General features: G+C 59.8%; 21 protein-coding genes and 1 tRNA gene. 4 read left to right on the forward strand and 18 right to left on the reverse strand.

All coding sequences use genetic code 11. From position 1 onward, the window contains the following. Positions 1-359: 359 nt before the first annotated feature. Entirely contained in the window at positions 360-1676 is a 1317-nt protein-coding gene (locus ACIX8_RS23115; RefSeq protein ID WP_014267823.1) for an ABC transporter permease, read from the forward strand. 199 nt (positions 1677-1875) lie between these two features. On the opposite strand, the gene ACIX8_RS23120 is transcribed toward ACIX8_RS23115, so the two are convergent. The 11 genes from ACIX8_RS23120 to ACIX8_RS23170 form a co-directional block, all read right to left on the reverse strand. Continuing rightward, on the reverse strand, positions 1876-3348 hold the full coding sequence (locus ACIX8_RS23120) for a hypothetical protein (RefSeq protein ID WP_014267824.1): 1473 nt from the start codon (positions 3346-3348) through the stop codon (positions 1876-1878). Beyond that, positions 3345-4559: a hypothetical protein gene (locus tag ACIX8_RS23125; protein ID WP_014267825.1), complete on the reverse strand. Its 1215-nt coding sequence runs from the start codon at positions 4557-4559 to the stop codon at positions 3345-3347. The genes ACIX8_RS23120 and ACIX8_RS23125 overlap by 4 nt, the downstream gene beginning before the upstream one ends. Positions 4560-4678: 119 nt before the next feature. Further along, positions 4679-5278, reverse strand: a complete 600-nt coding sequence (locus ACIX8_RS23130) for a DUF7010 family protein (protein ID WP_014267826.1) — start codon at positions 5276-5278, stop codon at positions 4679-4681. 463 nt (positions 5279-5741) lie between these two features. Continuing rightward, complete coding sequence (gene rplI / locus ACIX8_RS23135) at positions 5742-6272, reverse strand: 50S ribosomal protein L9 (protein ID WP_014267827.1); 531 nt, start codon at positions 6270-6272, stop codon at positions 5742-5744. A gap of 86 nt (positions 6273-6358) precedes the next feature. Further along, the gene (gene rpsR / locus ACIX8_RS26440; protein ID WP_014267828.1) at positions 6359-6733 is read right to left on the reverse strand and encodes a 30S ribosomal protein S18; all 375 of its coding nucleotides are present in this window, start codon (positions 6731-6733) and stop codon (positions 6359-6361) included. Between the two features lie 204 nt (positions 6734-6937). Beyond that, positions 6938-7411: a 30S ribosomal protein S6 gene (gene rpsF / locus ACIX8_RS23145; protein ID WP_014267829.1), complete on the reverse strand. Its 474-nt coding sequence runs from the start codon at positions 7409-7411 to the stop codon at positions 6938-6940. Between the two features lie 106 nt (positions 7412-7517). Then, positions 7518-8114 (reverse strand): aminoacyl-tRNA hydrolase, encoded by a 597-nt coding sequence (gene pth, locus ACIX8_RS23150; RefSeq protein WP_014267830.1) that lies wholly within the window; start codon positions 8112-8114, stop codon positions 7518-7520. Between the two features lie 108 nt (positions 8115-8222). Further along, a complete protein-coding gene (locus tag ACIX8_RS23155; RefSeq protein ID WP_014267831.1) occupies positions 8223-8900 on the reverse strand; it encodes a 50S ribosomal protein L25 in 678 nt (225 codons plus the stop codon). Between the two features lie 182 nt (positions 8901-9082). Then, positions 9083-10096, reverse strand: coding sequence for a ribose-phosphate diphosphokinase (locus ACIX8_RS23160; RefSeq protein ID WP_409254867.1), 1014 nt, complete (start codon positions 10094-10096; stop codon positions 9083-9085). Between the two features lie 422 nt (positions 10097-10518). Further along, positions 10519-10592, reverse strand: a tRNA-Gln gene (locus ACIX8_RS23165). A gap of 37 nt (positions 10593-10629) precedes the next feature. Beyond that, the gene (locus tag ACIX8_RS23170; RefSeq protein WP_014267833.1) at positions 10630-11676 is read right to left on the reverse strand and encodes a 4-(cytidine 5'-diphospho)-2-C-methyl-D-erythritol kinase; all 1047 of its coding nucleotides are present in this window, start codon (positions 11674-11676) and stop codon (positions 10630-10632) included. Between the two features lie 60 nt (positions 11677-11736). Between ACIX8_RS23170 and ACIX8_RS23175 the strand changes: the two genes are divergently transcribed. Next, on the forward strand, positions 11737-12258 hold the full coding sequence (locus tag ACIX8_RS23175) for a Uma2 family endonuclease (RefSeq protein WP_014267834.1): 522 nt from the start codon (positions 11737-11739) through the stop codon (positions 12256-12258). On the opposite strand, the gene ACIX8_RS23180 is transcribed toward ACIX8_RS23175, so the two are convergent. From ACIX8_RS23180 to ACIX8_RS23200, 5 genes are all read right to left on the reverse strand, one after another. Continuing rightward, complete coding sequence (locus ACIX8_RS23180) at positions 12255-14126, reverse strand: HAD-IIIC family phosphatase (protein ID WP_014267835.1); 1872 nt, start codon at positions 14124-14126, stop codon at positions 12255-12257. The two genes, ACIX8_RS23175 and ACIX8_RS23180, sit on opposite strands and share 4 nt — an antisense overlap. A 375-nt stretch (positions 14127-14501) precedes the next feature. Further along, on the reverse strand, positions 14502-16637 hold the full coding sequence (locus tag ACIX8_RS23185) for a prolyl oligopeptidase family serine peptidase (protein WP_014267836.1): 2136 nt from the start codon (positions 16635-16637) through the stop codon (positions 14502-14504). A gap of 231 nt (positions 16638-16868) precedes the next feature. Next, on the reverse strand, positions 16869-17795 hold the full coding sequence (locus ACIX8_RS23190) for an energy transducer TonB (RefSeq protein ID WP_014267837.1): 927 nt from the start codon (positions 17793-17795) through the stop codon (positions 16869-16871). Next, complete coding sequence (locus ACIX8_RS23195) at positions 17795-18346, reverse strand: RNA polymerase sigma factor (protein WP_150110718.1); 552 nt, start codon at positions 18344-18346, stop codon at positions 17795-17797. Before ACIX8_RS23195 ends, ACIX8_RS23190 begins: the two co-directional genes overlap by 1 nt. Before the next feature lie 616 nt (positions 18347-18962). Next, positions 18963-20630, reverse strand: a complete 1668-nt coding sequence (locus tag ACIX8_RS23200) for a DHA2 family efflux MFS transporter permease subunit (RefSeq protein WP_014267839.1) — start codon at positions 20628-20630, stop codon at positions 18963-18965. A gap of 67 nt (positions 20631-20697) precedes the next feature. On the opposite strand from ACIX8_RS23200, the gene ACIX8_RS24945 reads away from it, so the two are divergent. Beyond that, positions 20698-21303: a TetR/AcrR family transcriptional regulator gene (locus ACIX8_RS24945; RefSeq protein ID WP_014267840.1), complete on the forward strand. Its 606-nt coding sequence runs from the start codon at positions 20698-20700 to the stop codon at positions 21301-21303. Positions 21304-21495: 192 nt separating this feature from the next. Here the strand turns inward: ACIX8_RS24945 and ACIX8_RS23210 are convergent, their stop codons facing one another. Together ACIX8_RS23210 and ACIX8_RS23215 are read right to left on the reverse strand one after the other, a co-directional pair. After that, complete coding sequence (locus ACIX8_RS23210) at positions 21496-23172, reverse strand: S10 family peptidase (protein ID WP_014267841.1); 1677 nt, start codon at positions 23170-23172, stop codon at positions 21496-21498. 141 nt (positions 23173-23313) lie between these two features. Next, a complete protein-coding gene (locus tag ACIX8_RS23215) occupies positions 23314-25023 on the reverse strand; it encodes a DUF885 domain-containing protein (protein WP_014267842.1) in 1710 nt (569 codons plus the stop codon). 13 nt (positions 25024-25036) lie between these two features. On the opposite strand from ACIX8_RS23215, the gene glgA reads away from it, so the two are divergent. Continuing rightward, positions 25037-26479, forward strand: coding sequence for a glycogen synthase (gene glgA, locus ACIX8_RS23220; protein ID WP_223295422.1), 1443 nt, complete (start codon positions 25037-25039; stop codon positions 26477-26479). Positions 26480-26593 lie beyond the last annotated feature (114 nt).

Genomic DNA, 26593 nt, shown 5'->3' on the forward strand with positions numbered 1-26593 from the left:
TTTTTGTCTTTGACTTTCTGGTTGTCATTCCGAGCGCAGCGAGCGAACCTGCTGTCTCCCGTTTTTCGCCAGTTCCACCATAAAGTTATGCCTCAGCACAGGCCATACACTTTCAGTTCTGGCAACATGCTCTCCAGGCAGTACGAACAAAGAACGGGAGGAAGCAGGTTCGCTCGCTCCGCTCGGAATGACAACCAGAAAAGCAAAGACAAAAGCAAGAAAAGCAAAGGCACCGTCTCCGGATTTTCTTCTTGAGTACGAAGCCTGTGCCGTAGCATCCAATGTTCCAAGCAGATAGAGTGGCCCCGGCAGGCTGAAGGCTGCGATACTGAAACAACGCAGGGATGCACGCGTAGCCCATGTCCACCAGCATCACCAATTCGACAAACGAGACCAACGAAGCGGCACGGCTCCGGAAGCGGGCGTCCTCCAGCTTCGACAAGACCCTGCGTAGCGCGCGTTCCACGATCGCCTTCCGCGAGACAGTCAACCTTGCGATCGATAGCTTCCGCGCCAGCAAGACGCGATTTCTGCTCACCATGCTCGGCATGGTCATCGGCTCGGCTTCGATTGTGCTGGTCTATACCGTGGGCAATACGGGCAAGGATTTCGCTCTCAATACCATCTCCGGCTTGGGGCCGAACAAGGTCGAGATGCAGTACTCCGGCGGCATCACCATGGGCCCAGACAACGTCAGCACGCCCGACTATATGACCCGTGAAGATCTGCAGGCGGTCCGCAGCCAGATCCCTGGGATCATTGCCAGCTCGCCCATGCTGGAGTACCACGACAATATCGCGGTGGGGAACGGCATTACCAAAGAGGCCATGCTGCTTGGCGTCAGCCCGGAGTACAAAGAGGTCAGAAATCTCAAGGTAAAAGCCGGGCGCTTCTTCGATGACCAGGATGCAACAAGCCACGCCAAGGTGGCCGTGATCGTAGGCCCCATGGCCCGTGAGCTCTATGGCAGCTATGCCGATGCGGTGGGACATACGATCTCCATTCGCGGCATTCCCTTCACCATCATTGGCGTCTTCATGGAGAGCACCAACACCTTCGGTACCTCGGAGATCAGCGAACACACCCTGCTGGTTCCCTACGAGGTCGCCCGCTACTTCACGGGCAGCGACGAGCTGAAGGAGATCTTCTTCAGCATGAAGAATCGGGAACAGGTCGAACCAGCGGCCGCACGCATCACCCAGATCATCCACGCCCGCCACTATCCCACCAGCGAGTACAAGGCCCAGACGCTCACTGACATCCTCGTCACGATGCGCCAAATCGCCAACATGCTGACGATCGTACTGTTTCTGGGCTCGGCCATTACGCTGATCGTCTCCGGGGTAGGCATCATGAACTCGATGCTGGCCAACGTGCAGTCGCGCATTCGCGAGATCGGCATCCGCAAGGCCATGGGAGCGACCAGCCGCGAGATACGGTTGCAGTTCCTCACGGAAGCGGTGTTTCTATCGCTGGGCGGAGGCATCATTGGTACGGCGCTGGGGCTGGCCCTGCCGCTCAGTGTCGGTATCTTTACCGACTTCACGATCCCGGTCTCGGCCTTGAGCGCGGTGATTGCCCTGGCGACATCGGTGGTGGTCGGAGTCATCTTCGGAACATTGCCGGCGAATCGAGCGGCGAAGCTCGATCCAGTGGCTACGCTCAAGTACGAGTAAGTCGTTGCTTGTTTTTCGTCGTCATCCTTGAGAGAGCGCAGCGAACGAAGGCCCCCGCATTCTGCCGCGGTGGCACGAACGCAAAACCCACCACCAGCATTTTTGCGTTCCGCTTACGTCCGTGGGGGCACTAAATGCGGGGATCCTTCGGCTACGCCTCAGGATGACGACGAAAAACAAACAACAGCAACAGCAGTCTTCAACGCACCTCTGCGTCGAAGACACCGGTTTCGACCGCTGCTCCATGCTTCATCTGGATAAAGATGCGATACCGGCCAGACGCTGGGAAGCCATAGGGAAACTCCACCGTCGGCGAGATCGCCTCGGAGGACATCTCCATTCCCGGCATGGAGTCCATGTCATCCATACCCTGCTCCTGCGGGTTCGCCAGCATCATCGCGGGCATCGCGGCTGAGCCTTCGGGATGCGTGTGCGCAAAGGTCGTTCCGTCCGACTTCACAAAGGCCGCATGCCCGGCCATCCCGAGATAGGGCTTCATGTCCGCAGCGGGCTTGCCCGCCGGATCAAGCAGGGTAAAGCGGAAGGCATACGCCTTGCTCGCGGTAATCTCGGCGGGCTTGTCCCACACCATCGTGTAGCCGTCGGGAAGTTTGAACGACGGGCCGAGGTCTCCCGCAGAGAGGGCAGATGGAGCGGCGCTGGCGTCCTCCGCCGACAACGGCGCGGTGGACATGCCTGCAGGTACCGTCAGGGTTGACGTTTCCGTTTCGGGAAAGCCGTTGCGGTGCACAATGTCAGCGAAGAGCTTGTAGGTTCCGGGCGGCATGGATGGCAGCGTATCGCGCAGCCCCTGCTTGCCCTCCGGCTCCGGATGCAGATGAAACGCGGCATCCATCTCCGGCATGCGGATCGCGTAGAGATGCATCACGTGCCCGTGGTCAAGGAGCAGATCGGCGTTCTTCTGGGCTCTCCACTTATCTGGAGCATCATCGTCAGGATTGCCGATGAGCAGATCGAGCGTGTTGCCGGTCAGCGTGGGGCGCAGTTCAGAGGCGTGGTAAAGATTTCCCTCATAACCTGCGGCTGCTACGTTCCACCACCTGCCACCGAGATAGACCACGCTGCAGACGACGACGAACGCGATGCCGCTCGCGATCAGCGCCAGACGGCGGCGCGCGCCATCGGGTCTCTGACCGGGAACCAGCCGCGACTCGCGCACTGCGGCGGCGACGATGCCCACCATGCCGAGGACCAGGACGACGCCAAGAACTCCCAGCATGACTCCCATGGAACGCTGCATGTGCAGGATCACGGTCGGCGCTGCCGCGACGGGGATGCTGGTAGTCGCGGGACCGGAAGCGCCGTCGATGCCGAGACGAACCTGCCAGGAGCCCGAGGCCATGATCCAGAGCGAGCCGGTAAAGAACGCCGGGTCGTCGGCGGAGCGCTTCAAAGGGTCTGGAGTGGGCGGGTGCTTTGAGGCCTCTCCCGTCAGCATCAGAGGCGTGATGCTGAGCGAGTTTACTGCCGAACCGTTGCTGCGCACTTCAATCGTCGCAACGCCGGGAATCACCGTCGGCGTGCGAATGGTGACGAAGAGCTTGTAGGGACCAGCAGTGACTTGTTCGAAGACGTCCTTATTACCAACATGCGCGTAGGCAGGAACAACAAGCGTAGCCAAGAGGAGCAGGAGGCAGCCAAGACGCTTCATCGCTGAACCCCACGCATCCAGCGGCCAAAACCGAGACCAACCCAAGTGGAGACCATGGCGTAAAAGGCTGCGATGATGAGTCCTTTGGCGAGTTGAAGGCCGTACTGGGGCTGGAAGAACTGCCGCATCCTGTCAAGGCTGGTCGCGCGGGACTTGTAGTCGAAGTAGATCGTTCCGAAGAAGCGGTTCTGGCTGGCATGCGACATCAGAAAGTTGGCGAAGGGCCACTCCACCGCAACCAGCACCGCGACGAAGACGAGGCCGGAGACAACCGCGATCTGCCAGGGCTTCCAGGTGCGTACGCGCTGCCAAAGCAGGTCCAACGCCAGCGCCGGAAGGATGATCAGAATCGGAAACTTTGCCGGAATGAAATGAGTGACCGGGTTAAAGACCGGGCCGAGCTTCGGAGCGGCTGGAAACAGGGGCAGGATCAGGATCTCGCCGATGCAGAAGACCATGTACACCGCGGCCGTAGCCGTGGCTGCCCAGCGGAAACGCGAAGCCTGCGAGAAGGTCGCGAACAGGATGGGGAGTCCGATTCCCATGGCGATATAGGCAGGCGCACGATGCAGGGCTGTCTCCGGAGTGAACTCCTGCAGAAAGAACATCTGCCCGCCGATAGAAAGGCCACCAAGATACAAGAAGAGAATCTGCAAACGCTTAAAGTTGGAGGCGTCAGCAACCGCCGCGCGGTTCATAGCTGCGAGGATCAGGAACAGCATGCCGAATGAGATCGCGCGTATACCGAGAATGAGCAGCACGTGCGGCGGGCTGATGATCTTTACATCGAGGCCATAGGCGTTGTGCCACCAGTTGTCGAAGGGCGCCGAGGTCAGCATGGCGACGCCGCCCCATCCCGCGAGAAACACACCGAGAGGAGCACGGAGGCCAAGCACATCCACGGAAGCCTTGCGAAGTTCCTGGGCTTTCGGACTATGACCAAAGGTGGCATTCAACACCAGCCACAACCCGACGATGCCCGCGAGGAGTCCACAGGCGTAGATCGCCATGTGTGCCGGCGTCCAGAAGCTATCGCGACCGATCGAGCGATGCCAGGAGACGTCCCACGATCCGCCGATGCTGGCCGAAGTGACAGCAACAACGCCGGTCCAGATGTACCAAGGCACCGAGGCGGTACGCGACAGGCTCGGGCCGATACTACGTTCTGAAGGAAGAGGCAGGCCGGCAGAAGCATGGGCGGCGGTTGACATCAGATCTCCTAAAAGCAATGTTGGATTGCTCACTTTTGGCTTATTTTACGCGGGTTTTGGCCTTGTCCCGTTGTTGCCTTTTGTAGTCGCCAATGGAATAGCAGCGCTAAAGGCAATACTTACCTGGCTAACTCAAGCGCACTCTCGGATGCGGCTTTTGCCCGATCAGAGGAAGCAATCAAGATGGCTCCGATGGTTAACAGATAGATCACAGACACAGCCATCGGCAGCAATGTGAAGCGCGTGGAGGGCAGCCAGTTCCAAAGTACAAAGCAGGTAATCGCTCGCACCAGGGCATGGGTTGTATAGAGAGCGGTGTGGCCATACATCCAACCGATCACGGGCCATTGAATCGCCATGCCGATCGCCAAAATGAGCGGTACAAGCTGGGGATAACTCCAATAAGCCGAGATCGCTATGGGCCAGAAGAGGAGCATGGATATCAGCGCAGGGAAGATCATATCCCGGATGGATGTCCGATCGCGCATAAAGTCGATTCCGAACAACTTTGCCAGCAGGAGAGCGAGAGGGAAGAGGGTTCCACTGGTCACGAAAGCAAGAAAAATCCAAAGATGGCTGTGCAGTTTATATCCTGCGATCCCCAGAAAGGCCCACCAGATCGCACCCGCAAGTGGAATCGGATAGGCACCTCTCAAACGGAAGAAAGAGGCTTTACGCTCAGCCAGCAACGCCTGCTCGAGGTTCATGCCTGTGGTCATGGAACGATCCTCTCCGAGGAGATGAACCGGAACAAGTGACAAATGTCATGCTTCGTACGGCTATTGTTCTGCTGCGATGAAAGAGTGTGGCGAGTTGTTCATTCGATGCCTCTAGGTTCTTGTTCAGAATCTCCACAGAATCGTCATCCTGAGCGTAGTGCCTCGCGCTTTTTGCGAGGCGCGAAGTCGAAGGACCCGAGGGACTTGATCTTGCCCATTGATGTTGGGATCTTTTCCAGTACAAAGGCCCAGGCTCGAGAGCTTGAGGTGAAAAAGGTGCGAAGGGCATAGGCAAGATTGCGACCTTCGGGGTCCTTCGACTTCGCGTCCCCAATGCTGGGACGCTTCGCTCAGGATGACGTCTCTGTCGAGAGGCAAAAACACTATGTTGGAGCGGAAAAACAAACGGCGCCACTCAGAGAGTGGCGCCGTTCAATCAGCATGATGCCTATTCGTACAGTGATTAGTCGCGGTTGTCGTCGAGTTCGCCGGTGTAGAGCGAGACGAATCCGGTGTCGTTGTCTTCCACCGCGCCCTCGGCGCCTTCCGGCGCGTCGCTCTTGATGGTGACCTGCACGTGTGCCGTGACTTCGCGGTGAATCTTGACCGGCACGTGGAACTCGCCGACTGTCTTCAGCGGCTCGTCCAGGTGGATCTTGCGGCGGTCGATCGTGTAGCCCTCGGCTTCGAGTCCACGCGCGATGTCCTGCGACGTAACCGAACCGAACAGGTGGCCGCCGTCGCCGGTCTTGCGCTCGAACACCAGCGCCAGCTCGTTGAGCTTTGCGCCGAGCTCTTCGGCTCCGGCCTTTTCGCCAGCCGACTTGCGAATGGCCGACGCCTTCATCTGCTCGATGACGGCCTTGTTTGCCGCGGTGGCTTCGATCGCCAGCTTGCCGGGCAGCAGGTAGTTACGGCCATAACCGGCGGCGACTTTAACGACGTCGCCTCGGTGGCCGAGCTTGTTCACATCTTCCTTCAGGATGACTTCCATGACACTTCTCCAGACTTACTCAAGCTTGCCCGCGAGTTAGAAACTAACCCGGACAAGGTGCGCGCCCGTTGGCGCAGGTTTCAAAACTAGAAGCGTGCGGCGTAAGGCAGCAGGGCGATAGCGCGAGCCTGCTTGATGGCCTTGGTCAGCTTGCGCTGGAACGGAGCGCTGGTGCCCGTGAGGCGGCGCGGAATGATCTTGCCGCGGTCGGACACGAACTGCTGCAGCAGGCGCACATCGCGGTAGCTGATCGTGTCGATCTTCTCCACCGTGAACTTGCAGACCTTCTTGCGGCGGAAGAACTTGCGTCCGCCAGGGCCGCCGCCGGGACCACCGGTGCGGGGAGGACGCGAACCGCCCTCGGGACGCGGACGGAAGCCGCCCGATGCGGGAGCTCCGGCAGTCTGCGCCGGGGCGGGAGTGGATGCTGCGGGTGCTGCTTGATTCGTCTCGTCAGCCATGTTGCTTTTCCTTTATGCCGGTACCTGATGCTTGCCGGCCGGTTCTGCTGCTCGCGCTCCAGACCCGCGTGGGGGCCTCTGGACTTGATCTTCATCGCGAAGATCTTGGAAGCGTCGTGCGGCGTTGCTGTGGTCCTTATGCCGGTCCACCCTCATGACAGAAAACGTCATGAAGATGGCACCCGGCGAAGCTTGAAAGAAGAACTAAACCTCTGCGGCAACCGGCTCGGTCGCGGCAACAGCCTCGGGAGCAGCGGCTTCAGCAGCAGGAGCTTCCGCAACCGCCGGAGTCTCGGCAACCTGGGCAGCCTCGGGGCTGGACGTGGGCAGCGCGCTGCGCTTCACGTGAGAGTCGCGGTGAGCCTTGATCTTGGCCACGCGCTTGTCTTCCTCGTCCATGCGCACGGTGATGAACTTGATGACCGGCTCGGAGACACGGAGGCGGCGCTCGATCTCAGAGATCAGCGAGGCGGGCGCGTCGACGATGAGCAGGACGTAGAAGCCGTCGTTGAACTTCTGGACGGTGTAGGCCAGGCGACGGCGGCCCATCTTCTCGGTGGTCTTCACAACGCCGCCACCTGTGGTGACGTAGCCGGAGAAGGTCTCGACGAGCTTGTCGAGCTCGGCCTCTTCAACGTCGGGCCGAACGATAAACATGATTTCGTAAGTGCGATTCATGATGCTTCTTTCTGCGGGGTTCTGCCCCGCACCGCTTCGGTGATTGCTTTCAATTTCCTAATTCACAATTCCCAATCCCGAAGTACGGTGTGGAAGATTGTTCGTTCTAATTCTCGGGTTCAACCTTCCGGTTGAACTCATTCATCGCCGCACTGACACCTTTCGTCAGCACAGCCTCAACCGCCCGTACCGCCTGGTCGAGTACTTCATCCAACACCGCCAACTCTGTCTTGCGCATCGGCGCAAGCAGGTAGGAGGTGCCTCCTGCCTTTACCTCGCGTCCCGTTTCGAGCGGCGGTTTGCCGACCCCAATCCGAACGCGAAGCCACTCTTCCGTGCCAAGCACGCCGGAGATCGACTTCACTCCGTTGTGCCCTCCCGCCGACCCGCGCTCCCGGATACGAAGCGTGCCCAGTGGGATTGCCAGCTCGTCATAGAGAACGATCAAGTCCTCGACGCCAAGCTCCAACTCATTCAACAAAGCGGCTACCGAAAGCCCGCTCAAATTCATAAAGGTCTCGGGCTTGGCCAGCAGGACATCATGCCCTGCAAGCCTTGTCCGCACCGTCACCGCTCTTCCGCGACGGTTGGCAAACTGCGTATCGCAGATCTCAGCGATACGATCCACTGCCAAAAACCCGGCATTGTGCGGCGTGAAAGCGTACTCCGGACCAGGATTCCCAAGACCGACAATCAGTTTCACGACGGCTCACCTGTGGTGAGCCAGAGTGTAGAGGATAGAGTGTAGAGCGTAGAGCAATCGTGCATAACCTTTGTTCTCTCTACTCTCTATCCTCTAATCTCTACACTTCTACTTCTTCTTGTCGCCAGCAGCGTCGGCAGCAGGTGCATCCTGCTTGCCCTTCTTGGCAACTTCAGGCTCGGTCGGGCCGGCAACCGGCTCGGCAACAGCCTCTTCCTTGGCGAGGGTGACGTGTGCAACCAGTGCATCCTCTTCGCCGAGGAACTTCAGCTTGTCCGAGTGCGGCAGGTCCGAGATGTGGATCGCGCCGTTGATCTCGAGGTTTGCGACGTCGATGTCGATGTGATCCGGAATGTCGCCGGGGAGGCACTCGACCTCAACCTCGTGCAATACCTGACCGAGAACACCGCCGCCCGTCTTGACGCCGACCGGAACGCCGATGAGCTGAACCGGAACCGAGACGCGCATAGCCTTGTCCATAGCGATACGCTTCAGGTCGATGTGCAGCAGCTTGCCCTTGATGGGCTCATGCTGCCAGTCGACGATCATCACCTTGTTCGTGCCTTTGCCTTCGATGGCGAGATCGAAGATCGTGTTATGACCGGACTCCGAGTACAGAATCTTGGTGATGACCCGGGGGTCGACCGTGACGGCCACCGACTCCTGGCCCGCGCCGTATACAACAGCGGGAATCAGGCCGGAGACACGCACGCGACGGGCGTGGCCCTTGTTGAAGGTACCGGTACGGGGCGTTGCCACAACTGCTTCGATCTTGCTGGTTGACATGTGTTTTCCTTTCGGGCACGAACGGCAGGGATTAGGGATCAGGGAACAGGGATTAGCCCCTTGTCGTCCATTCGCCTATCACTGCAGCTTTGCTCCCTTCGCGGCTTCCACCGCTGGTCTGTGAGCCTAGAGTCGGAACAGTTTGCTTTCTAAGCCCTGCTCCCTAATCCCTAATCCCTGCTCTAGTTGAAGAGCGTCGATACCGACGTCTCCATGTGAATGCTCTCGATCGCCCGGCCCAACAGGCCTGCTATCGAGAGCACCTTAATCTTGCTTACCTTCTGCGCGGCTTCGGAGAGCGGAATGGTGTTGGTCACGACCAACTCTTCCAGTCCCGAATTCGCAATGCGCTCCACCGCCGGCCCTGAGAGCACAGCATGCGAAGCGCAGGCATAAACTTTTTCCGCTCCCTGTTCGAGCAGTGCGTCGGCGGTCTTCACCAGCGTTCCAGCCGTATCAACAATGTCGTCGAGGATCAGGCAGGTGCGTCCACGCACTTCGCCGATGACGTTCATCACCTCGGTTACGTTGATGTCGGTACGTCGCTTGTCGACGATGGCCAACGGTACTTCTAATTTCTTTGCAAAAAATCTGGCGCGCTCCACGCCGCCTGCATCGGGGCTCACTACGGTAAGATTCGGCAGCTTCAAATCGCGGAAGTACCCCACCAGCACCGGGCTGGCAAACAGATGGTCGACGGGGATATTGAAGAAGCCCTGGATCTGCGCCGCATGCAGGTCGACGAACAGCGCGCGATTGGCGCCTGCCGTCGTCAAAAGATCCGCGACCAGCTTGGAGGTAATCGCCACGCGAGGCCGATCTTTGCGGTCCTGACGCGCATACCCGTAATACGGAACAACGACCGTGATTCGTCCTGCCGAGGCGCGCCGGAGCGCGTCCATCATGATCAGCAGTTCGACGAGGTTCTGGTCGACCGGGTGGCACGTGGGCTGGACGAGAAATACGTCTACGCCGCGCACATTTTCAAGGAGCTGAAAGTGGGTTTCACCGTCGGAGAATCGCTGCAAGCGTGTCTCTCCGACGGGTACACCCAGAAATTTACCGATCTCCTCCGTCAACGGCCGGTTCGCCGAGCCGGAGAAGATCTTGAAGCGCTTATCGTCACTCAGGCGCGAGGAGCGTTTTTTCTCCGCTGCTGCCTTTGCTCCCGCCGCAGAGGTCGCCGGTGTCAACACAAACTCGGCAACTTGCTTCGGTTGCTCCAGCTCGGCCTGGGCCGTCGCGCTGGAGCCGTTATTACTAGAACTCGGGGAAGGAACCGCAGTCGTGTCTTGTTCGTTCACGTAGAAATCCTCCAGGCTGGTTGACCTATGGGTATCTCAAAAACTGCTTGTCTAACTTCTTGCGACTGGGCTTGTTTCCGCACCAGCCATTTGCATTGCGAGACTTCGGTTCCTTATCGGCTGCCGGCGGATCGTGTTTCCTTCTCCGCCGCGCCGCTAACTCTGCTACTCCCGCGCATCGGCTTTATGCCGAACTACATGTGCGGGCCTTGCTCAATCCTCTGGCGATAAAGTTCTTCATCGCCGAAAAATCAAAAGCTCCCTTGTTGCCTATCCGAGGATTTAGAGGAACTAAATCTGGCGAACGATCTAAGTGGTTGGGCGACTAGGATTCGAACCTAGACAAAGTGCGTCAAAGGCACTTGACCTACCATTAGTCGATCGCCCAGTACCGCCGGTGCGCTTCTACACATTTACCGGCAAAGCTACTCTGCGAACATCGTATCCCAATAAGCCGAACGAGGCAGGGTCTCCGTGAGGATAGCCTGCGTGCCGGATTGCTGGACACGCTGTTGAGCGGCGCGTGCGTCTGCCTGAGACTCGTAGAGTCCAAACAACGCCGAACCCGAACCCGACAACGCCGCATACAGCGCGCTGCCGCCGGAATCGGAACCCATCAAATCACGCTTGGTTGAACGCAAGGAGGGATGCTGTGAAAACGCTACTTCTTCGAAGTCGTTTTCGATCCCGGTGCGGACAAGCGCGAGAAGTGGGTTCTCGGCCAGATTACCCTGCTTGTCCGGAAAACCGGGGCGAGCAATACCGGAGGGGCCAGATTCGACGCCATCTATTGTCCAGATGGCAGCCAGAACGCGGCTCAACTCACTTAGTCTATCGAGGGGCTGTTGAAAAGTCAACGTAGAGGCGGAACTTGCCTCTCGAACCTCGCTCTTCGCATCCAGGTCCCGGAACGCCTGTGCGGTCGAAACCCCTACTGACGGAATCGCCACGACACAGGGGATCGCCGGCGTATCTGGCAGAGGATAAACCTCTTCGCCACGCCCCAGCCCCAGGACCGACCCTCCTAGCAGAAACAGCGGCACGTCCGACCCGACCTCGGCCGCCAGCTTCAGCCGCTCCGATCCGGGCAACGCCCGGCCAAGCTCGCGTTCCAATCCCAGCAGGGCGGCGACGGCATTGGCCGATCCCGCGCCCATGCCTCCCTGCACCGGCAGGCGCTTCTGGATGTCGATCGTCACTTCCGCCGTGATCCCCATCCGGGTCAAGGCACCGGCCACCATCGCAAAGGCCGTGTTCTTTTCCGCGTTCCGTGTCTCAGTCCGCGGAACCCCCGGATGGTTCGAGGTGAGCGTAATTTTCGTCACCGCCGCCGCCCGAGCCTCGACCGTCACAAAATCATGCAGCGCGAGCGTCTGATACATCGTCGCGAGACCATGAAAGCCGTCCGGCCGCGCCGGGCCGACCGCCAGCCCGAGGTTGATCTTGGAAAAGGAGCGCACGCGTGTGGACATACGATTGTCATTCTAGCTGGGCTTCACAAAGAGCTAAGATAGGCCTACGGAGTGTGCGCCATGGCAAGCTCGGTTCTTGTTCCTGTCAGCGAGTACCTGAACAGCATGTATCACCCCGACTGCGACTATCTCGACGGTGAACTGAAGGAGCGCAACGTGGGAGAGCAGCCACACTCAGAGCTACAGGCGATCCTTACGCGTATCTTCGGTATGCACAAGCAAGACTGGGATGTTCGCGTACTCACGGAACAGCGGGTCCAGGTATCCGAGATGCGGTTTCGCATTCCCGATATCTGCGTTCTTCATCGGCATGATCCGAAAGACCGCATCGTCCACTGGGCTCCCCTGCTCTGCATTGAGGTGCTCTCTGAAGAAGATCGATTGACCGAACTCCAGACGAAGGTGGATGAGTTTGCGGCGCTCGGGGTAGCTAACATCTGGGTCCTCGATCCTTGGAAGCGCAAGGCTTACTACGCTTCCACTCGTGGATTCGAACAGCCGTCAGATGGAATGCTGCGCATTGCCGGAACACCGATAGAGCTTTCTCTGCAAGAGATATTTGCAGAGCTGGATGAGTTCTAAACCAGCGTCTCTTGCAACCACTCCACCTGAATCGGCACAAGCTTCGGCTGGAAGCCTTCAAGCGAAAGCAGCCACCGCATCACACCAGTCTCGTCTGCCTCGACCTGCTTGAATCCGAGCGAACCGTATAGCTCGCGCACCATGCTGTTCTTTTCCGTCGGACGATAAGCCCCTACCAGCCGCTTCATTCCATGCGCTGCGCAGGTTTCAGCCAGCACGTTCAGGCAGGCCTCTTCCACCTTGCGGCCCAGGACGCGGCAGCTCATCAACCACGTCTCGATCATCGCCTCGCCAGAAGGACACAGCCTCGCCATCAGTACAGCGATGATTCCGTTGTCGCCAAAGCGATCGGTAAGCCGTACCTGCAGGGTGACGTAATGAGGATCGTCCATCCGCTCCGCGACCTCGGCCTCGGTGAGCCGCTGCGTCATCAGGTTGAACTGGTTGGTCTTGTTGATGAGTTGCGTAATGCGCGCCAGCCCCATGCCGTCGAAGGGCTTCGCGGTCAGGGTCATATTCAACGACTCAAGATAGCTGTTGATATCTGTCACCGTCTCACGGAGCTGTTCGCGCTCGACGTTGGCCTGATAGAGCTTGCAACGGGCGCGATCCTCATCCGTGGTCCGCAGTCCCTCGAAGTAGCCCGCCGCGGCGAGCGCCGCCGCATACCCCGCGGGGTCTTCAGGCAACTCCGGGACGGCGACCATCGGCAGTTCGCGACGGACAAAGCCGCGCTCTACCGGATTGTCGTCGACGAAGACCAGCGCATCCAGCCCGATATTCAACTGCTTCGCGATGCTCCGCAGGTTCGTCACCTTATCCTCCCAGTTCGCCATGAAACAGACGATGTCCTCGGAGCGCAGAACCATCTCAGGATGGCTCTCGAAGGGTTCTACAGCGTTCGCATGATCGTTCTTGGAGCACACCGCAAGGATCACGCCGCGGAGGCTAAGCCCCTTTGCATACTGCTGGAACTCGACGAAGGCCTCACCCTGCCCGCTGCCCTGTCCCAGCACGATGCCGTTCAGGCCATCGTCGCCGATCACCCCACCCCACAGGGTGTTGTCGAGATCGAGCACCAAGCACTTGGCGGAGCGTCCGCGAGCCGCCGCTACCAGCCGCGCTACCTGCTCGCCATACATCTCCGCCGCAGTCGGGTGGACTTCGTGCTTGGAGTGGTGCCACATGCCGGGGTCGTACCAGGCGGCAAGGCCGTCCGCCGCCACAAGCCGGTCGAGCGCCAGCAGCTCGACGCCAGCCTCAGCAGCCGCCGGGCGCAGCGATTCATTGATACACGAGAGAATCGCCGCCGGAGATTGCGGCAGCCGCTCCTCGTTATTGCCCATCAGGTTGGGAAAGACCGGCATGGCGGTCTGCTGCAGCACCTGGCAGGCAAAGCTCTCTTTAGCCTGTCGCCAGCAGCACTGCATCGTTTCAAGCGCCGTCCTGGCGCACTGCAAACCTGCAAGATGCCGCGCGTCGAAGGCGAAGAGAACAACCTCAGGACGGAACTGGTGCAGGCCTGAAGCCGTGTCCACCAGCTCCTGCGGGTACATGCCGTAGGGGGTTTCGTAGATCTCGATATTCAGCCTGCGCCGCAGACCGGCAACGCGAATTCCCGGAACCAGTTGCGCCGTCGTCGCCGAGCCGAGGATCGCCAGACGGACGCGCTCGAACCCAGGCAGTTCGCCGTCGCCGCAGGCCAGGAGCCGCTGCACCGTGCGGTCCAGCCGTACGACCTGCGAGAACTCCATCCGGCTGCCGGCCAACTCACCGATCCGCGCGGCTTGATCGGTTGGAGGCAGAATCTTTGCGGCGCGCAGTTGCGCGTCCCAATCCTCGCGCAGCGGTAGCCAGTTCAATTGCATTCGATGGACAGTCTCCATTGATTCCCCAGCCCGAAGGCCGAGGGGCGCATTGTTTCGATTGTATCGGTCTCAACGCGGGAGATGCATCCTGGGGGGATGTCTTTGCTTTGACTGTCTCTTGTCTTAACTGTTGCCTTTGTTCTTGTTTTTCTGGTTGTCATTCCGAGCGTAGCGAGTGAACCTGCTGTCTCCCGTTCTTTGCTCATGCCGCCACAAAATGCTATGCGGTAGTCCAAACACTGCCCGTTCAGCCTGCATGCTTCTGAAGGTAGTACAAGCGAAAACCGGGAGACAGCAGGTTCACTCGCTACGCTCGGAATGACAACTAGAAAAGCAAAAGCAAGAACAAAAAATCCCCTGCCTTTCGCTAAGTCCCTACTCCCCCATCAACTTCCGCGTCAGGTAGGTATACGTCAGGGCCCAGGTCTTGGCCTGCTCCTTGAGGTCCGCACCCGCCGCATGGCCGCCTTCGATGATCTCGTCGTAGAAGAACGGCTCGTGATACTCCTCCATCTTCGCGGCGAACTTGCGGGCATGCTGTGGACCTACACGATCGTCCTTGGTGGTGGTGAAGATCAGCGGCTCGGGATACTTCACATCCGGCTTGAGCTGGTTGTACGGCGAGATCGATGCCAGGAACGTGCGCTGCTCCGGAATCGAAACCGAACCGTACTCGCCCACCCAGCTTGCGCCGGCGGCGATCTGCTCGAAGCGCAGCATATCGAGCAAAGGCACCTGGATGACGACTGCGTTCCAGAGGTCCGGATGCTGCGTCATCTCGACGCCCATCAGCAGACCGCCATTCGATCCGCCCATGATGCCCAGGTGCTTCGGTGAGGTGATCTTGCGGGCGATCAGGTCTTCGCCAACTGCCGCAAAGTCGTCATAGATGCGCTGACGATGTGTCTTGAGGCCAGCCTCGTGCCACGCCGGGCCGAACTCGCCGCCGCCGCGGATGTTCGCCAGCACAAAGACGCCGCCGTTCTCCAGCCACAGCTTGCCGATGTTCGCCGAGTACGAGGGCGTCTCGGCAACCTCAAACCCGCCATAAGCATTCAGCAATGTTGCGTTGGAGCCGTCGTACTTGAGGTCCTTGCGGTGCACGACAAAGTACGGCACCTTCGTTCCGTCCTTCGAGGTCGCCTCCAGTTGCTCGACCACATCCTTCGACGCATCAAAACGCGCCGGCTCAGTCTTCTGCAGCTTCAGCGAAGTCGTGGCCGCATCGCCCAGCCATAATGACGAGGGCGTCAGGAAGCCCGTGATGGAGAGGAAGAACGTATCGTCGCTCTCATTGGTGGTTATGACGCCGACCGTCGAGTTCTCCGGCACCGGCAAGCTCTTCTTCGTCCAGCCGTTTGCAGTGGGAGTGTAGATATAAGCCTTGCCCTGTACGTGATTGAGCGTGGTGAGCAGCAGGCGGGTTTTTGTCGTATCGACACCCTGCAGGAACTCCTGCGCCGTCGGCTCAAAGACGACGGTCGGCTTCAGATGCGCGGGGTCCTTCACCACCTCCGCCAGGTTCATCTCAAGCAGTGATCCCTGCCTGAAGCTCTTCGACTGGCCCGCGGGCGTCCAGTCTTCATTGATAGAAAGCAGCACGCGGCCGTCGATCATTCCGGAGAGATTGGCCTTTAGCGGAATCGACAACTGCTTCAGCCCCTGCGGAGTCTGGACGAAGCTCTGCGACTCGAAGAAGCTGACGCCACGCGTAAACACCGTCAGCGAGTGGCCCTTTGTATCGTGGAGGGTATAGGCTCCGGCGCTGATATCCGACTCCTGCCCGCGGAAGACCTCTTTCGCGGTGTCGAGCGGCGTGCCGCGCTTCCACTCTTTCACTACAAACGGGTAGCCCGACTTGGTCATCGTGCCCGGGCCCCAGTCGCGCGCGATCAACAGCGTGTCTTTGTCCAGCCAGCTGGCGCTCTGTTTGCTGTGCGGCAGCGTGAAGCCGCCTTCTACGAACTTGCCGGTCTTCAGATCGAACTCGCGCATCGTGTCTGCGTCTTCGCCACCGGCGGAGAGCCCGACCAGGCAGTAGTGGTCGCCCGGATAGAGGCAGTCCAGGCCATGCGAAACCCACTTGACGCTGTCCTGCTTGCCCAGCGCGTCATAGTCGATCACGGTCTGCCACTTCGGCTGCAGGGTGAGATAGTCGGAGAGGCTGGTCTTGCGGAAGATTCCGTTGACGTGTTCCGCATCGCGCCAGAAGTTGTAGACATCGCCCCCGCGAAGATCGGGGTACGGCAGACGATCCGGCGCCTGCGACAGCTTCAGGGCCTCCTCGTGATACGCCGCGAAGTGCGGGTCGTTCTCGAGCACCTTGGCTGTGCGCTCGTTCTCGTCCTTCACCCAGTTCATAGAACGGTCGCTCGACACGTCTTCCAGCCACACGTACTTATCTGTATCCGTACTATCGGACGGTCCCTGTTGCGCGAGCATGCGCGCTCCACTGCCTAAAACCAGCATGGCCGTCAGCACAACGGCCGATCTTCTCACTCGTTCCCGCATGTCCACTCCTGTTTCGCCATTTATAGCGCGTACCGATACTCTAACGCCCAACAGACGAAACAGGATACAAATGATTTTGCTCTCGCAGTTGCACCTGGCTGATCCGAGGCAATTCGCTCATCCCCAAAGCCTTGACGCAAAGAACGCTAAGAAAAGAGCCAAGTTTCGCCACGGTTGCCGTAGCGAAACTTGGCTTTCTTTGCGTCGAGGCTTTTGCTTTTATGCAACGCGTTAGAAGATCTGGAAGTTGACCTCGACATTCATCTCCACCCTGACCGGCTTGCCGTTCTGCATTGCTGGCTTGAACCTGTACTCGCGAACAGCTTCGACAGCCTTCTCATCCAGCCCCATACCTACGCCCCGGGCCACGCGAACATGCGACGGATCGCCCTGTTCGTCGACGATGAGATAGACCACCACATTGCCGGAGAACTTCGCCTTGCGGGCCTCTTCGGAGAACTGTGGATCTACCTCGTGGATCAGCAGCGGTGCATGCACCGAGCCGCCGACCCGCATGACTCCTCCACCGGTATTCCCTCCCGAGCCCAGCCCGACCCCGTCCCCGACACCCGACCCTATGCCGGTCCCGGTTCCATTGCCCATGGAAAAACCTTTGAGCGAAGAGGTCGGCACACCGATATTGGGCATCGTGTTGGTGGCCATCTTCAGGTCGGGTTGAACGACGACGCTCGGCTCAACCGCCAGCTTCGGCGCGGCAGTCGGTGGGGCCTTCGGAGGCAGAAACTGCTGCTGTGCGAGCTTCGGTAGATGCCCCTGAGTAACCGGCGCAAGATCATGCTGGCCTCCGCCACCGCCGATGCTGACCCGCTTCGGCGCAACCAGCGGTGGGGGTACTGTCAGCGTCGCCATCACTTTTACCTTCGGCTGAGCGGTCTGCATATGCTGCGATACCACCGTGAAGATTGCCAGGATCGCCGCTGCATGCGCCCCGACAGCTACCCACAGGGAAGCCGCACTGCGCTGTGTGACAACGCGTTCGTCGAAAGCGAACGGACGCGCGGTCTCTTGCTGCGCCAGCCTCGCCAGCAGTCTTTGTTCCAGCCCTCCGGGGGCGGTCGCCGTAACGCGATCGCGCAGAACATGCTGCAGCAGCGTGTCAAACTCTCCGAACTCCTGGATTGCAATCACTTCGCTCATCACCGTCTCCTTGTTCCTGCTACTGCCTGACTTCTCTCTTCAAACCGCTCCCGGAACTGCTCTCGCAGAGCGGCCCTGGCCCGCATCAGTCGCGTCCGTACCGTGCCTTCGGGTAGCCCCAGCATCAGGCCAACCTCCTTCGAACTCAGCTCTTCCATCGCGGTGAGCAGCAGCGGCTCACGCAGTTCCAGCGGCAGATCTTCGATGAGCTCATGCAACAACGCATGCTCATCGCTCTCCGCTGCCGCCGACTCCGGCGATGGCCGCACATCCTGCAATCGCAGCTCGGCGTCTTCGTCCTCAACTCCGACAGAGCGCATTCGTACTCGATCCAGCGCCGACCGCCAGACCACCCTCGCCAGGAATGCCCGCTCGTCCTCCATCCCCCGCCAGGACTCGCCGCGATACAGCTTGAGCAGCGCGTCCTGCACGGCGTCTTCCGCATCCTGCGGATGGCGCAGAAGGCTATAAGCGACGCGGTAAAGGAAGCGTGCGTGCTCGGCGACGATCCGCGCAAAGGCGGCCTCGCGTGATTCTTGGGGGACTGTCATGGTCTTCGGCTGCATCCTGTCCCTTCACTATCCAAGACCGGGCAAACCGCAAAACCGTTCACTGTTTTCGAAGTATTTTTGGGCGGAGGTTTGTTGAGCAAATATGAAAAGCCCCGAAGGGTGGTTTAATCAAAGCCCAAGGCGATGACCTAAAGCGCGCCACAAACATTTGCATTGCGCTCTGCTCCGAGGATGAAACCCTGGGTTACAGGGGAAGGAAAAGGTGTAGCCCTGAAAGGGCGCGTCCTATATTTTTCCCCTCCTACAGGAACGTCATCCTGAGCGTAGCGCCTCGCGTTTTTTGCGAGGTGCGGAGTCGAAGGACCCCGAGGGGCTTTTATCTCGCCGAGAAGGTTAGGAGCTTTTCCAGTGCGAACGTCCAGGCTCGGGCGCTCGAGGTAGAAAAGCTCCAAAGGGCATAGGTTAGATGGCAACCCTCGGGGTCCTTCGACTCCGCGTCCCCAAAGGCCGGGACGCTCCGCTCAGGATGACGATTCTGGGGGAAACGAAAAAAGGCTATGCGCGCAGCGAGTTTGGTTTCGGTCTGAAATCGGTTTCCAATTCGCCAGACACTACTTACCCCCGGATAGATCGCCCTCTCGGCTGGTCTCTGTGCCTAATGAGCCTCAAGCTCAATCTTGCCCACGATCTTCGGTGGGCGCTTCAGGAAGAACACCAACGGCAGCATGGCGGCCAGCAGATATCCAAACATGCGGTACTGATCCATATAAGCCAGCAACGAAGCCTGCCGATGCACCTGCGCATACAGCAGCGCCAGCCCCGCATAGGCCTGGTCCGAGGCTGAACCTCTCTGTACCGCCCCCATCGCATGCGAGGCCTGCATCGCCAGCGTATTGCTCGTCGTCAGATTCGCCGCGAGATAGGTCTGGTGCGTCTGCTGGGCGCGCTGCAGGAAGGTGCTCGAAAGCGCAATCCCGATGCTACCGCCCTCGTTGCGTACCAGCGCGTAGATGCCCGCCGCGTTGCTGCTCTGGTCTGCCGGCAGGAAGCGGAACATGATCGTGCTGAGCGGCACCGTGGTCATGCCCAGGCCCATAATTTGCAGGACACGCGGCCAGATCAGGTTGGATTCGGCCATCTGCAGATTGCCCAGAGAAAGCCACCAGGTCCCCAGCGCGATCGTGACGATGCCTACGAAGATCATTCGCCGCGCATCCGTGCCCTTGCTCAATAGCCAACCGATCATCGGCACTTCGACCATCGTCACCAGGCCCGCCGGAGAGACCGCCAATCCGGCCGTGGTCGCGTCATACCCCATCAACTCCTGCATGTACTGGGGCATAAGGAATGTCGTGGCGTATAGCGCCGTGTAGAGTCCCAGCACGATCATGCAGCAGAACAGGAAGTTGCGTTCTTTCAGAAGCCGCAGGTTCACCACGGGATTCTTTACGTGCAGCTCCCACACGATGGCTCCGATGATGGAGAAGACAGCAATCGCCGCGCACCACGAGATAAACGTCGAGCCCAGCCAGTCCAGCTCCTGCCCGCGGTCGAGCACGATCTCCAGCGACGCCAGTCCCAGGCTCACCAAGGCCAGGCCGCCCATATCGATCTGCAGCTTCTTGCCCTTCTGCAGCAGGCGTTTCGCTGTCAGGTGCTCCGGGTCGACCAGCACCATGCGCGTAAAGAACGCGCACAGGATTCCGACCGGAATGTTGATATAGAAGATCCAGCGCCACGAGTAGTTATCCGTGATCCAGCCGCCCAGCGTCGGCCCGAGCACAGGCGCGCACAGAATCGCTACCGTGTAGACCGCCATCGCCATGCCGCGCTTCTCTCCCGGAAAGGCATCGGCCAGGATCGCCTGCACGGAGGGCTGCAAGCCGCCACCGGCAAGCCCCTGCAGCACGCGAAACACGACCAGCATTCCCAGCGTGGGGGCCAGGCCGCAGAGTGCCGAAAACACCGTGAACAGCACGACAGAAACGAGATAAAAGTTCTTGCGCCCCATCACGCTGGAGATCCAGCCGCTGATGGGGAGGATGATCGCATTGGCCACGAGATAGCTCGTCAGGACCCAGGTGCTCTCATCCTGCGAGGCGGAGAGGCTGCCTGCAATGTGCGGCAGTGCAACGTTCGCAATGGAGGTGTCCAGCACCTCCATGAATGTGCCCATCGTTACGACCAGCGCGATGATCCACGGATTGAAGATACGAGGTTCCGGCGCCTTTTCAGGTGCGACATGCGGCCAGAGGTCACGGTCCAGCAGTGCCTCCGGTTCAAGCTCCAGCAACTCTTCGACGGATGTTGACCCACCAGTCACAAAAATGACTCCTCAGTCATTAGAGCATCTATGGGGCCGATGGACTCAATTATGCTAGGTTGATTTCGTGCCCTCCGTCTCCAAACCCTCGTCCAGCCGCCGCGTGCTCACCGACCTGCGCCGTCGGGAGATTCTTGCTGCCGCCATCAAGGTCTTTGGAAAGAAGGGTTTCGCGGATACCCGCGCCGAAGACGTCGCCGCTGCCGCAAAGATTGCCAAGGGCACGCTTTATCTTTACTTCAAGTCCAAGGAAGACATCTACGCGACCGCCGTACTTCACGCCATCGGGCAGTTGCAGTCGCTGGTGGCAGAGCGCGTGTCGGAGGCCAGCGGCGTGCGGGACAAGTTGGCCGCCGCCATCGCCATCCGGTTGAAGTTCTGGCTCGACCAGGAAAATCTTTATCGCCTGCTGCTCACCGTAGGCCGCGAACAAAAGCACCGCCGCCAGACCAATGACGTTCTGCGTGTCGGCCACGACAGCCTTCTCGCGATCTTCGAGGAAGGCGTTGCCTCGGGCGAGCTGCCTCCCGGGAACTTCGATACGCTCTCCTGGGCCATCCTCGACATGGTTCGCGGCTGCAACGAACGCCGCCTCGACGGCCTCACCGACCGCACGCCGCAACAGGACGCTGATTTCATTATCGAAACCGCGCTGCAGAGCCTAGGTATTTAAAGGCGCAGAATGGGCCAGTACAATCCACGGAGATCCTTTCGATCGCATCCTCGTTGCACAAGCCACAGTGGAGGCATTACTTTGCTGACGGTTGATTCGACACTTGCCAAATATCCAGGGCCTATAAAGAAAATATGACAACAAAGGCCAGGCAAAATGCCCGGCCTTTGTTGTTATCACTCGAAGACGAACCTACTGGCCGCCGCCTTCATTCTCCTTGATGAACGCCGCCGTCCGGTCATGCAGTCCATGCAGCGCGTCTTCATTCACATAGACCATATGGCCGGTGGGGAAGAACTTGTACGAGATGTTCTTCTGCAGCGAGGTGGGGAGGGGCAAGTGCTTCATCTCGTAGGTTGCGGCAAAGTACAGCGTGCCCAGATCAAAGTAGCCGCCCATCAGCAGCACATGCATCTTCGGGTTCACCTTCATCGTGTAGGCCAGGTCAGCCGAGACGTTCACGCCCGAACCCTGACCTCCGCCGGGGCCATTATGCTTCATGTCCCAGGTCCAGCCGGGCTCGCGCGCGCTCGACTTGTAGGTCATGTTCTCGCCGAACTTCAGCGTCTGGTGCGCATACGTATTCATCGCCGACATGAAAGCAGCCTCGATGGACTCAGTGAACGGATCATAGTCAGCGCTCGCGCTGAGCGGGTCGAGGTGCGGTCCCTCATAGCGTGAGTCCAGACGGCCTGTCGTCGTGTCGCTGCCATCCTGCAGGTACTTGGAGAACTCGCCACCCGTCAGCCGCAGATTAGCCTTCAGCCACAGAGCCTGGGGAACGCCGGTGTAGCTCTCCAGCTTCGCCGCCACGGCAGCCTTCTTCGTGGGGTCAAGGTCCGCGCCCTGCAGCAGGGCCGAGGCGTAGTCTCCGATGGAGTACTGCTCCACCTCATGCAGCCAGGGCTCAAGCTCCGCGGGCTGGTTCGGAATCTTGTGGTGATACCAAGCGGTCGCCGCGAAGCTCGGCAGCGCGAGGAAGAAGCCGTTGTCTGTTCCGGGGTTGCCGTCAGAGCCATCGGCCGAGTTGTCGAAGCTCAGGATTTGGCTCAGCAGCACGACTCCGTTCAAGTCCACACCATGCTGTTGCAGCGTCGCGCTCAGCACGGCGTCGCGCGTGGTGCCGTAGCTTTCGCCGAAGAGGAACTTGGGCGACGACCAGCGATCATACTTGGTCAGGAAGCGGCGGATGAAGCGGTCAAACGCGCCCGCATCCTGGTCGATGCCGTAGAACGACTTGAACGCGTCCTTGCCCATTACGCGGCTGTAGCCTGTGCCCGGCGCGTCAATGAAGACCAGGTCGGCGGTGTCCAACAGGCTGTATTGGTTCGGCACCGTCTTGTACGGTCCGCCGAACTGGTGCTGCGTGTCCGGCGTCAGCACCCGTACCGGCGACATGCTGCCCATGCGCAGATACATCGTCGCCGAACCCGGCCCGCCGTTGTAGAAGAACACTACCGGCCGCGTTCCCGTGTCCGAGCCCTTGGCGAAGTACGCCGTATAAAAAATGCGCGCGGTCGCGGGCTGATCTTCAGGCTTGGCGGGCAGATCGATACCGGAGTCCGGCAGCAGCTTGCCGTCCAGGCCCAGGGTCGCGTCCTGCGCGTCGCTCGAACCGACAGTCAGCATGCCGGCGACGGCCTTGTAGGCGATCGTCTTGCCACCCGCAACTACGGAGCCCTCGGTGATGGAGTCTGCCGGAAGCGCTACAGGCTTCTTCTCTGTTTCAGAGGCAACGGTAGTAGTCGTTGTAACGGCGGTTTTGTCATTGCCATGATGATCCTGGGCCAGCGACGGCACTCCAGCGGCAAAGGCGAACAGACAAAGGGCACAGACCGGGAGACCGGCCATAGAAAGAGTTGGACGCATTCATTTCTCCTGTTGCTTCTTCGCACAGCATGACTCGAAGTTTTCACTATATTGCAAATGGAATCTCATTTGCTCAACTCGCGGAACTATATCTTGCAGCCGAAGGCCAACAGTGTAGCCCATCGATCCCACGGCTCGCCTCTACCGCTCCATCTCGGGATAAGGCCCTACCCCGCCGCCCGCGATCCACTGGTCAAGATGCTCTTCCAACACCGGCAGCGGCACGGAACCCGTCTCCAGCACGGCGTCGTGGAACGCCCGGATATTGAACTTCGCACCCAACGAGGCCTCTGCCTTGTGACGCTCCTTCAGGATCGACAGCTCGCCGAGATAGTACGAGAGCGCCTGCCCCGGCCAGGAGATGTAACGATCCACCTCGGTATCGACCTCGTGCTCTGAAAGCGCCGTGTTGTCGCGGAGATACTGCCGTGCCTGTTCCCGGGTCCAGCCCTGCGAGTGAATGCCCGTATCGACCACCAGCCGCGCCGCCCGCCAGGCCTGATAGCTCAGCATGCCGAAGGTCTCGTAGGGCGTGTGATAGATCCCCATCTCCGTCCCCAGCCGCTCGCAGTACACCGCCCAGCCTTCTCCGTAAGCCGAGATATACGCACCGCGAAACTTCGGCAGATCCTTATGCTCCGCCGCAATAGGAATCTGGAACGCGTGGCCCGGCGCCGACTCATGCAGGGTAAGCGCGGGTAGCGAGTACAGGCTGCGCGAGGGCAGATCATAGGTGTTCACGAAGTAGACTCCCGGACCACCGCGGCCCGAGGTGTAGAACGGAGCGATCTCCGGCGGGACCGGACGAATCGCGAAGCGTTGTCGCGGCAGGTAGCCGAAGTAGCGCGCGGATACACCGTCGAACTCCTTGGAGATATACGCCGCCCGCATCAGCAGCTCTTCCGGGGTCTTTGCATAGAACTGGGGATCCGTGCGCAGGTATTGGAGAAATGCCGGGAAGTCGCCCTTGAAGCCCGTCTGCTGGATCGCCGCGAGCATCTCCGCGTGGATGCCGGCCATCTCGTGCAGGCCGATCTCGTGGATCTGCTCCGGAGTCAGGTCGACTGTCGTGTATTCGAGAATCTTGGCCTGGTAGTAAGCCTTGCCGTTCGGCAGGCTCTCGGCTGCAAGCGCCTCCTGCGCTCCGGGAACATACTCTTCGCGAAAGAACTTAAGCAGAACCGCATAGGCGGGGATAATCTTCTGCTCGATGGCGGTACGTGCCTCAGCCCGAAGCTCACCCTGGCGGCTTTCAGGGATGGAAGACGGCATCGTGGCGAAGGGCTTCCAGTAAGGCGTGTCCTCTGCCCGCTTCGCCTCCGCAATCGTAGCGATCGAAACATCACGCCCCTCCAATGTCACCTTCGGGGGAGTAAATCGGTGTGCCAGGCCGGCGCGCATGTTCGCGACCTCCTCACTGAAGAAGCGCGGGGTGTCGTTCAACTGCGAAAGGTAGTGGCTATAGTCCTCAGCCGTCTTGAAGGAGTTAATCGGCGGGTCCGACAGTTCCGACCAGAACGCACTGTCGGAGTTCACCGGCATCTCGTAGTAGCGAAACTTCTGGCCATTAATCAGCACCGCAATCTGTGCGCGAAAGACCCGATAGTTCACCTTCTCCGCAGGCGAAAGAACCTCGACCTTCAGCGCGTCAAGCTGCGCCATGACCTTCGTCCAGTGCACCAGCTTAGCCTGCTGCGTTGCCTCGTCCACGCTCGGGAGAACAGGCAGGATCGTCTCGTCGTTCTCATCGTCGGAGCCGCCACGCTGCGCCTTGCGCCACGCCGACTCCGCCGTATAGATCGCCTTCAGCCGGGCGTCTTCCCGGGTTTCGGCAGATCTGGCTGCACCCACAGGAGTCTTCTTCGTGATCGAAGTAGGCGTCACTCCCCCTGATGCAGTGCAGGTCGCAGTGCAGATCATGGCAAGCATCCCTGCCGTTGTGGCTATCATCCCAATCTTGAGCTTCACCGTTTCCGCCTCTCATTTATGCTCGTCGTTGCGCCTGAGCTACGCTAAGAGGCGCAAGCGCGACCCTGCGCAGTTCGATTTCCTGGAGTTCCAAATGCGTGTAGGCCTGATGACCCGTGAATATCCACCCTACGTCTACGGAGGCGCTGGAGTCCATGTCGAGTATCTCTCCCGAGAACTTGCAAAGAAGATCGAGGTCGAGGTCCACGCCTGGGGCGACGCTCCCGATCACGATGGGCTGCGCGAGCTCGAAACGCCGCACGAGGCGCATCTCGATGTTCACTTCGAGAATCCGTGGCCGCTGATCTCGCACGGCACGCAGGCCAAGTTCAAGGGCGCGCTGGAGGCGCTCTCGCTGAACCTGCTGCAGCAGCTTCATCTCGAGAAGCTGGACATCATCCACACCCATACCTGGTACGTCTCGATGGCAGGCTTCCTTGCCAAGAAGCTCTACAACATCCCCTTCGTGCTCACGACGCACTCCCTTGAGCCGCTGCGCGCCTGGAAGGCCGAGCAGCTTGGCTCCGGCTACGCGTTGAGTTCGTGGATGGAGCAGACGGCCATCCTCGACGCCGATGCCGTCATCGCCGTCTCCAACGGCACCAAGGCCGACATCCTGAAGGCCTATCCCGGCGTCGATCCTGCACGCATCCACGTCATCTATAACGGGATCGACCTGAACCAGTACCAGTGGACGCCCGACACTACCGCGCTGGACGCGTACGGAGTCGACAAGACCAGGCCCTACGTCCTGTTCGTCGGCCGCATCACGCGGCAGAAGGGTGTGACCCACCTCGTCGAGGCCATTCAGCATCTGCCCGCAGGAACGCAGGTGGTGCTCTGTGCCGGCGCTCCCGACACCCCCGAGATCGCCGCCGAGATGCGCGAGAAAGTGGACGCCGCCCGCGCCGCCGGGGGCAACATTGTCTGGATCGAAAAGATGGTGACCAAGCAGGAGGCCATCCAGCTCTACTCGCACTGCGCGGTCTTCTGCTGCCCCTCGGTCTACGAGCCCTTCGGCATCATCAACCTGGAAGCGATGGCGTGCCGTGCACCGGTCGTCGCGTCGGCGGTCGGCGGAATCCTGGAGGTCGTCGTTGAGGGTGAAACCGGTCATCTCGTGTCCTTTACGGCCGATCCGGTCACAACCTTCCCCACCGACCCGGCGCAGTTCGCTCGTGATCTCGCCATACGCATCGCGGCCCTTCTCGCAAACTCCGTGCAGGCAAAACAGATGGGTGAAGCCGGACGCAAACGCGTGGAAGATCATTTTTCGTGGACTGCCATCGCAGCACAAACGATTGATCTTTACGAAAAGCTCATCGCGGCACGAATCTAGCCGTCAAGATTCTTCGCCTGTCAGACCGCTTCAGCCAGACTTAGCCAAAGGGCTTTATAATGGAGTTCCTACGCGCTTGAACCGCGCCCCACACAACCCTCCCCGAGGAGTTTT

It is taken from the genome of Granulicella mallensis MP5ACTX8, assembly GCF_000178955.2.
GTDB lineage: Bacteria > Acidobacteriota > Terriglobia > Terriglobales > Acidobacteriaceae > Granulicella > Granulicella mallensis.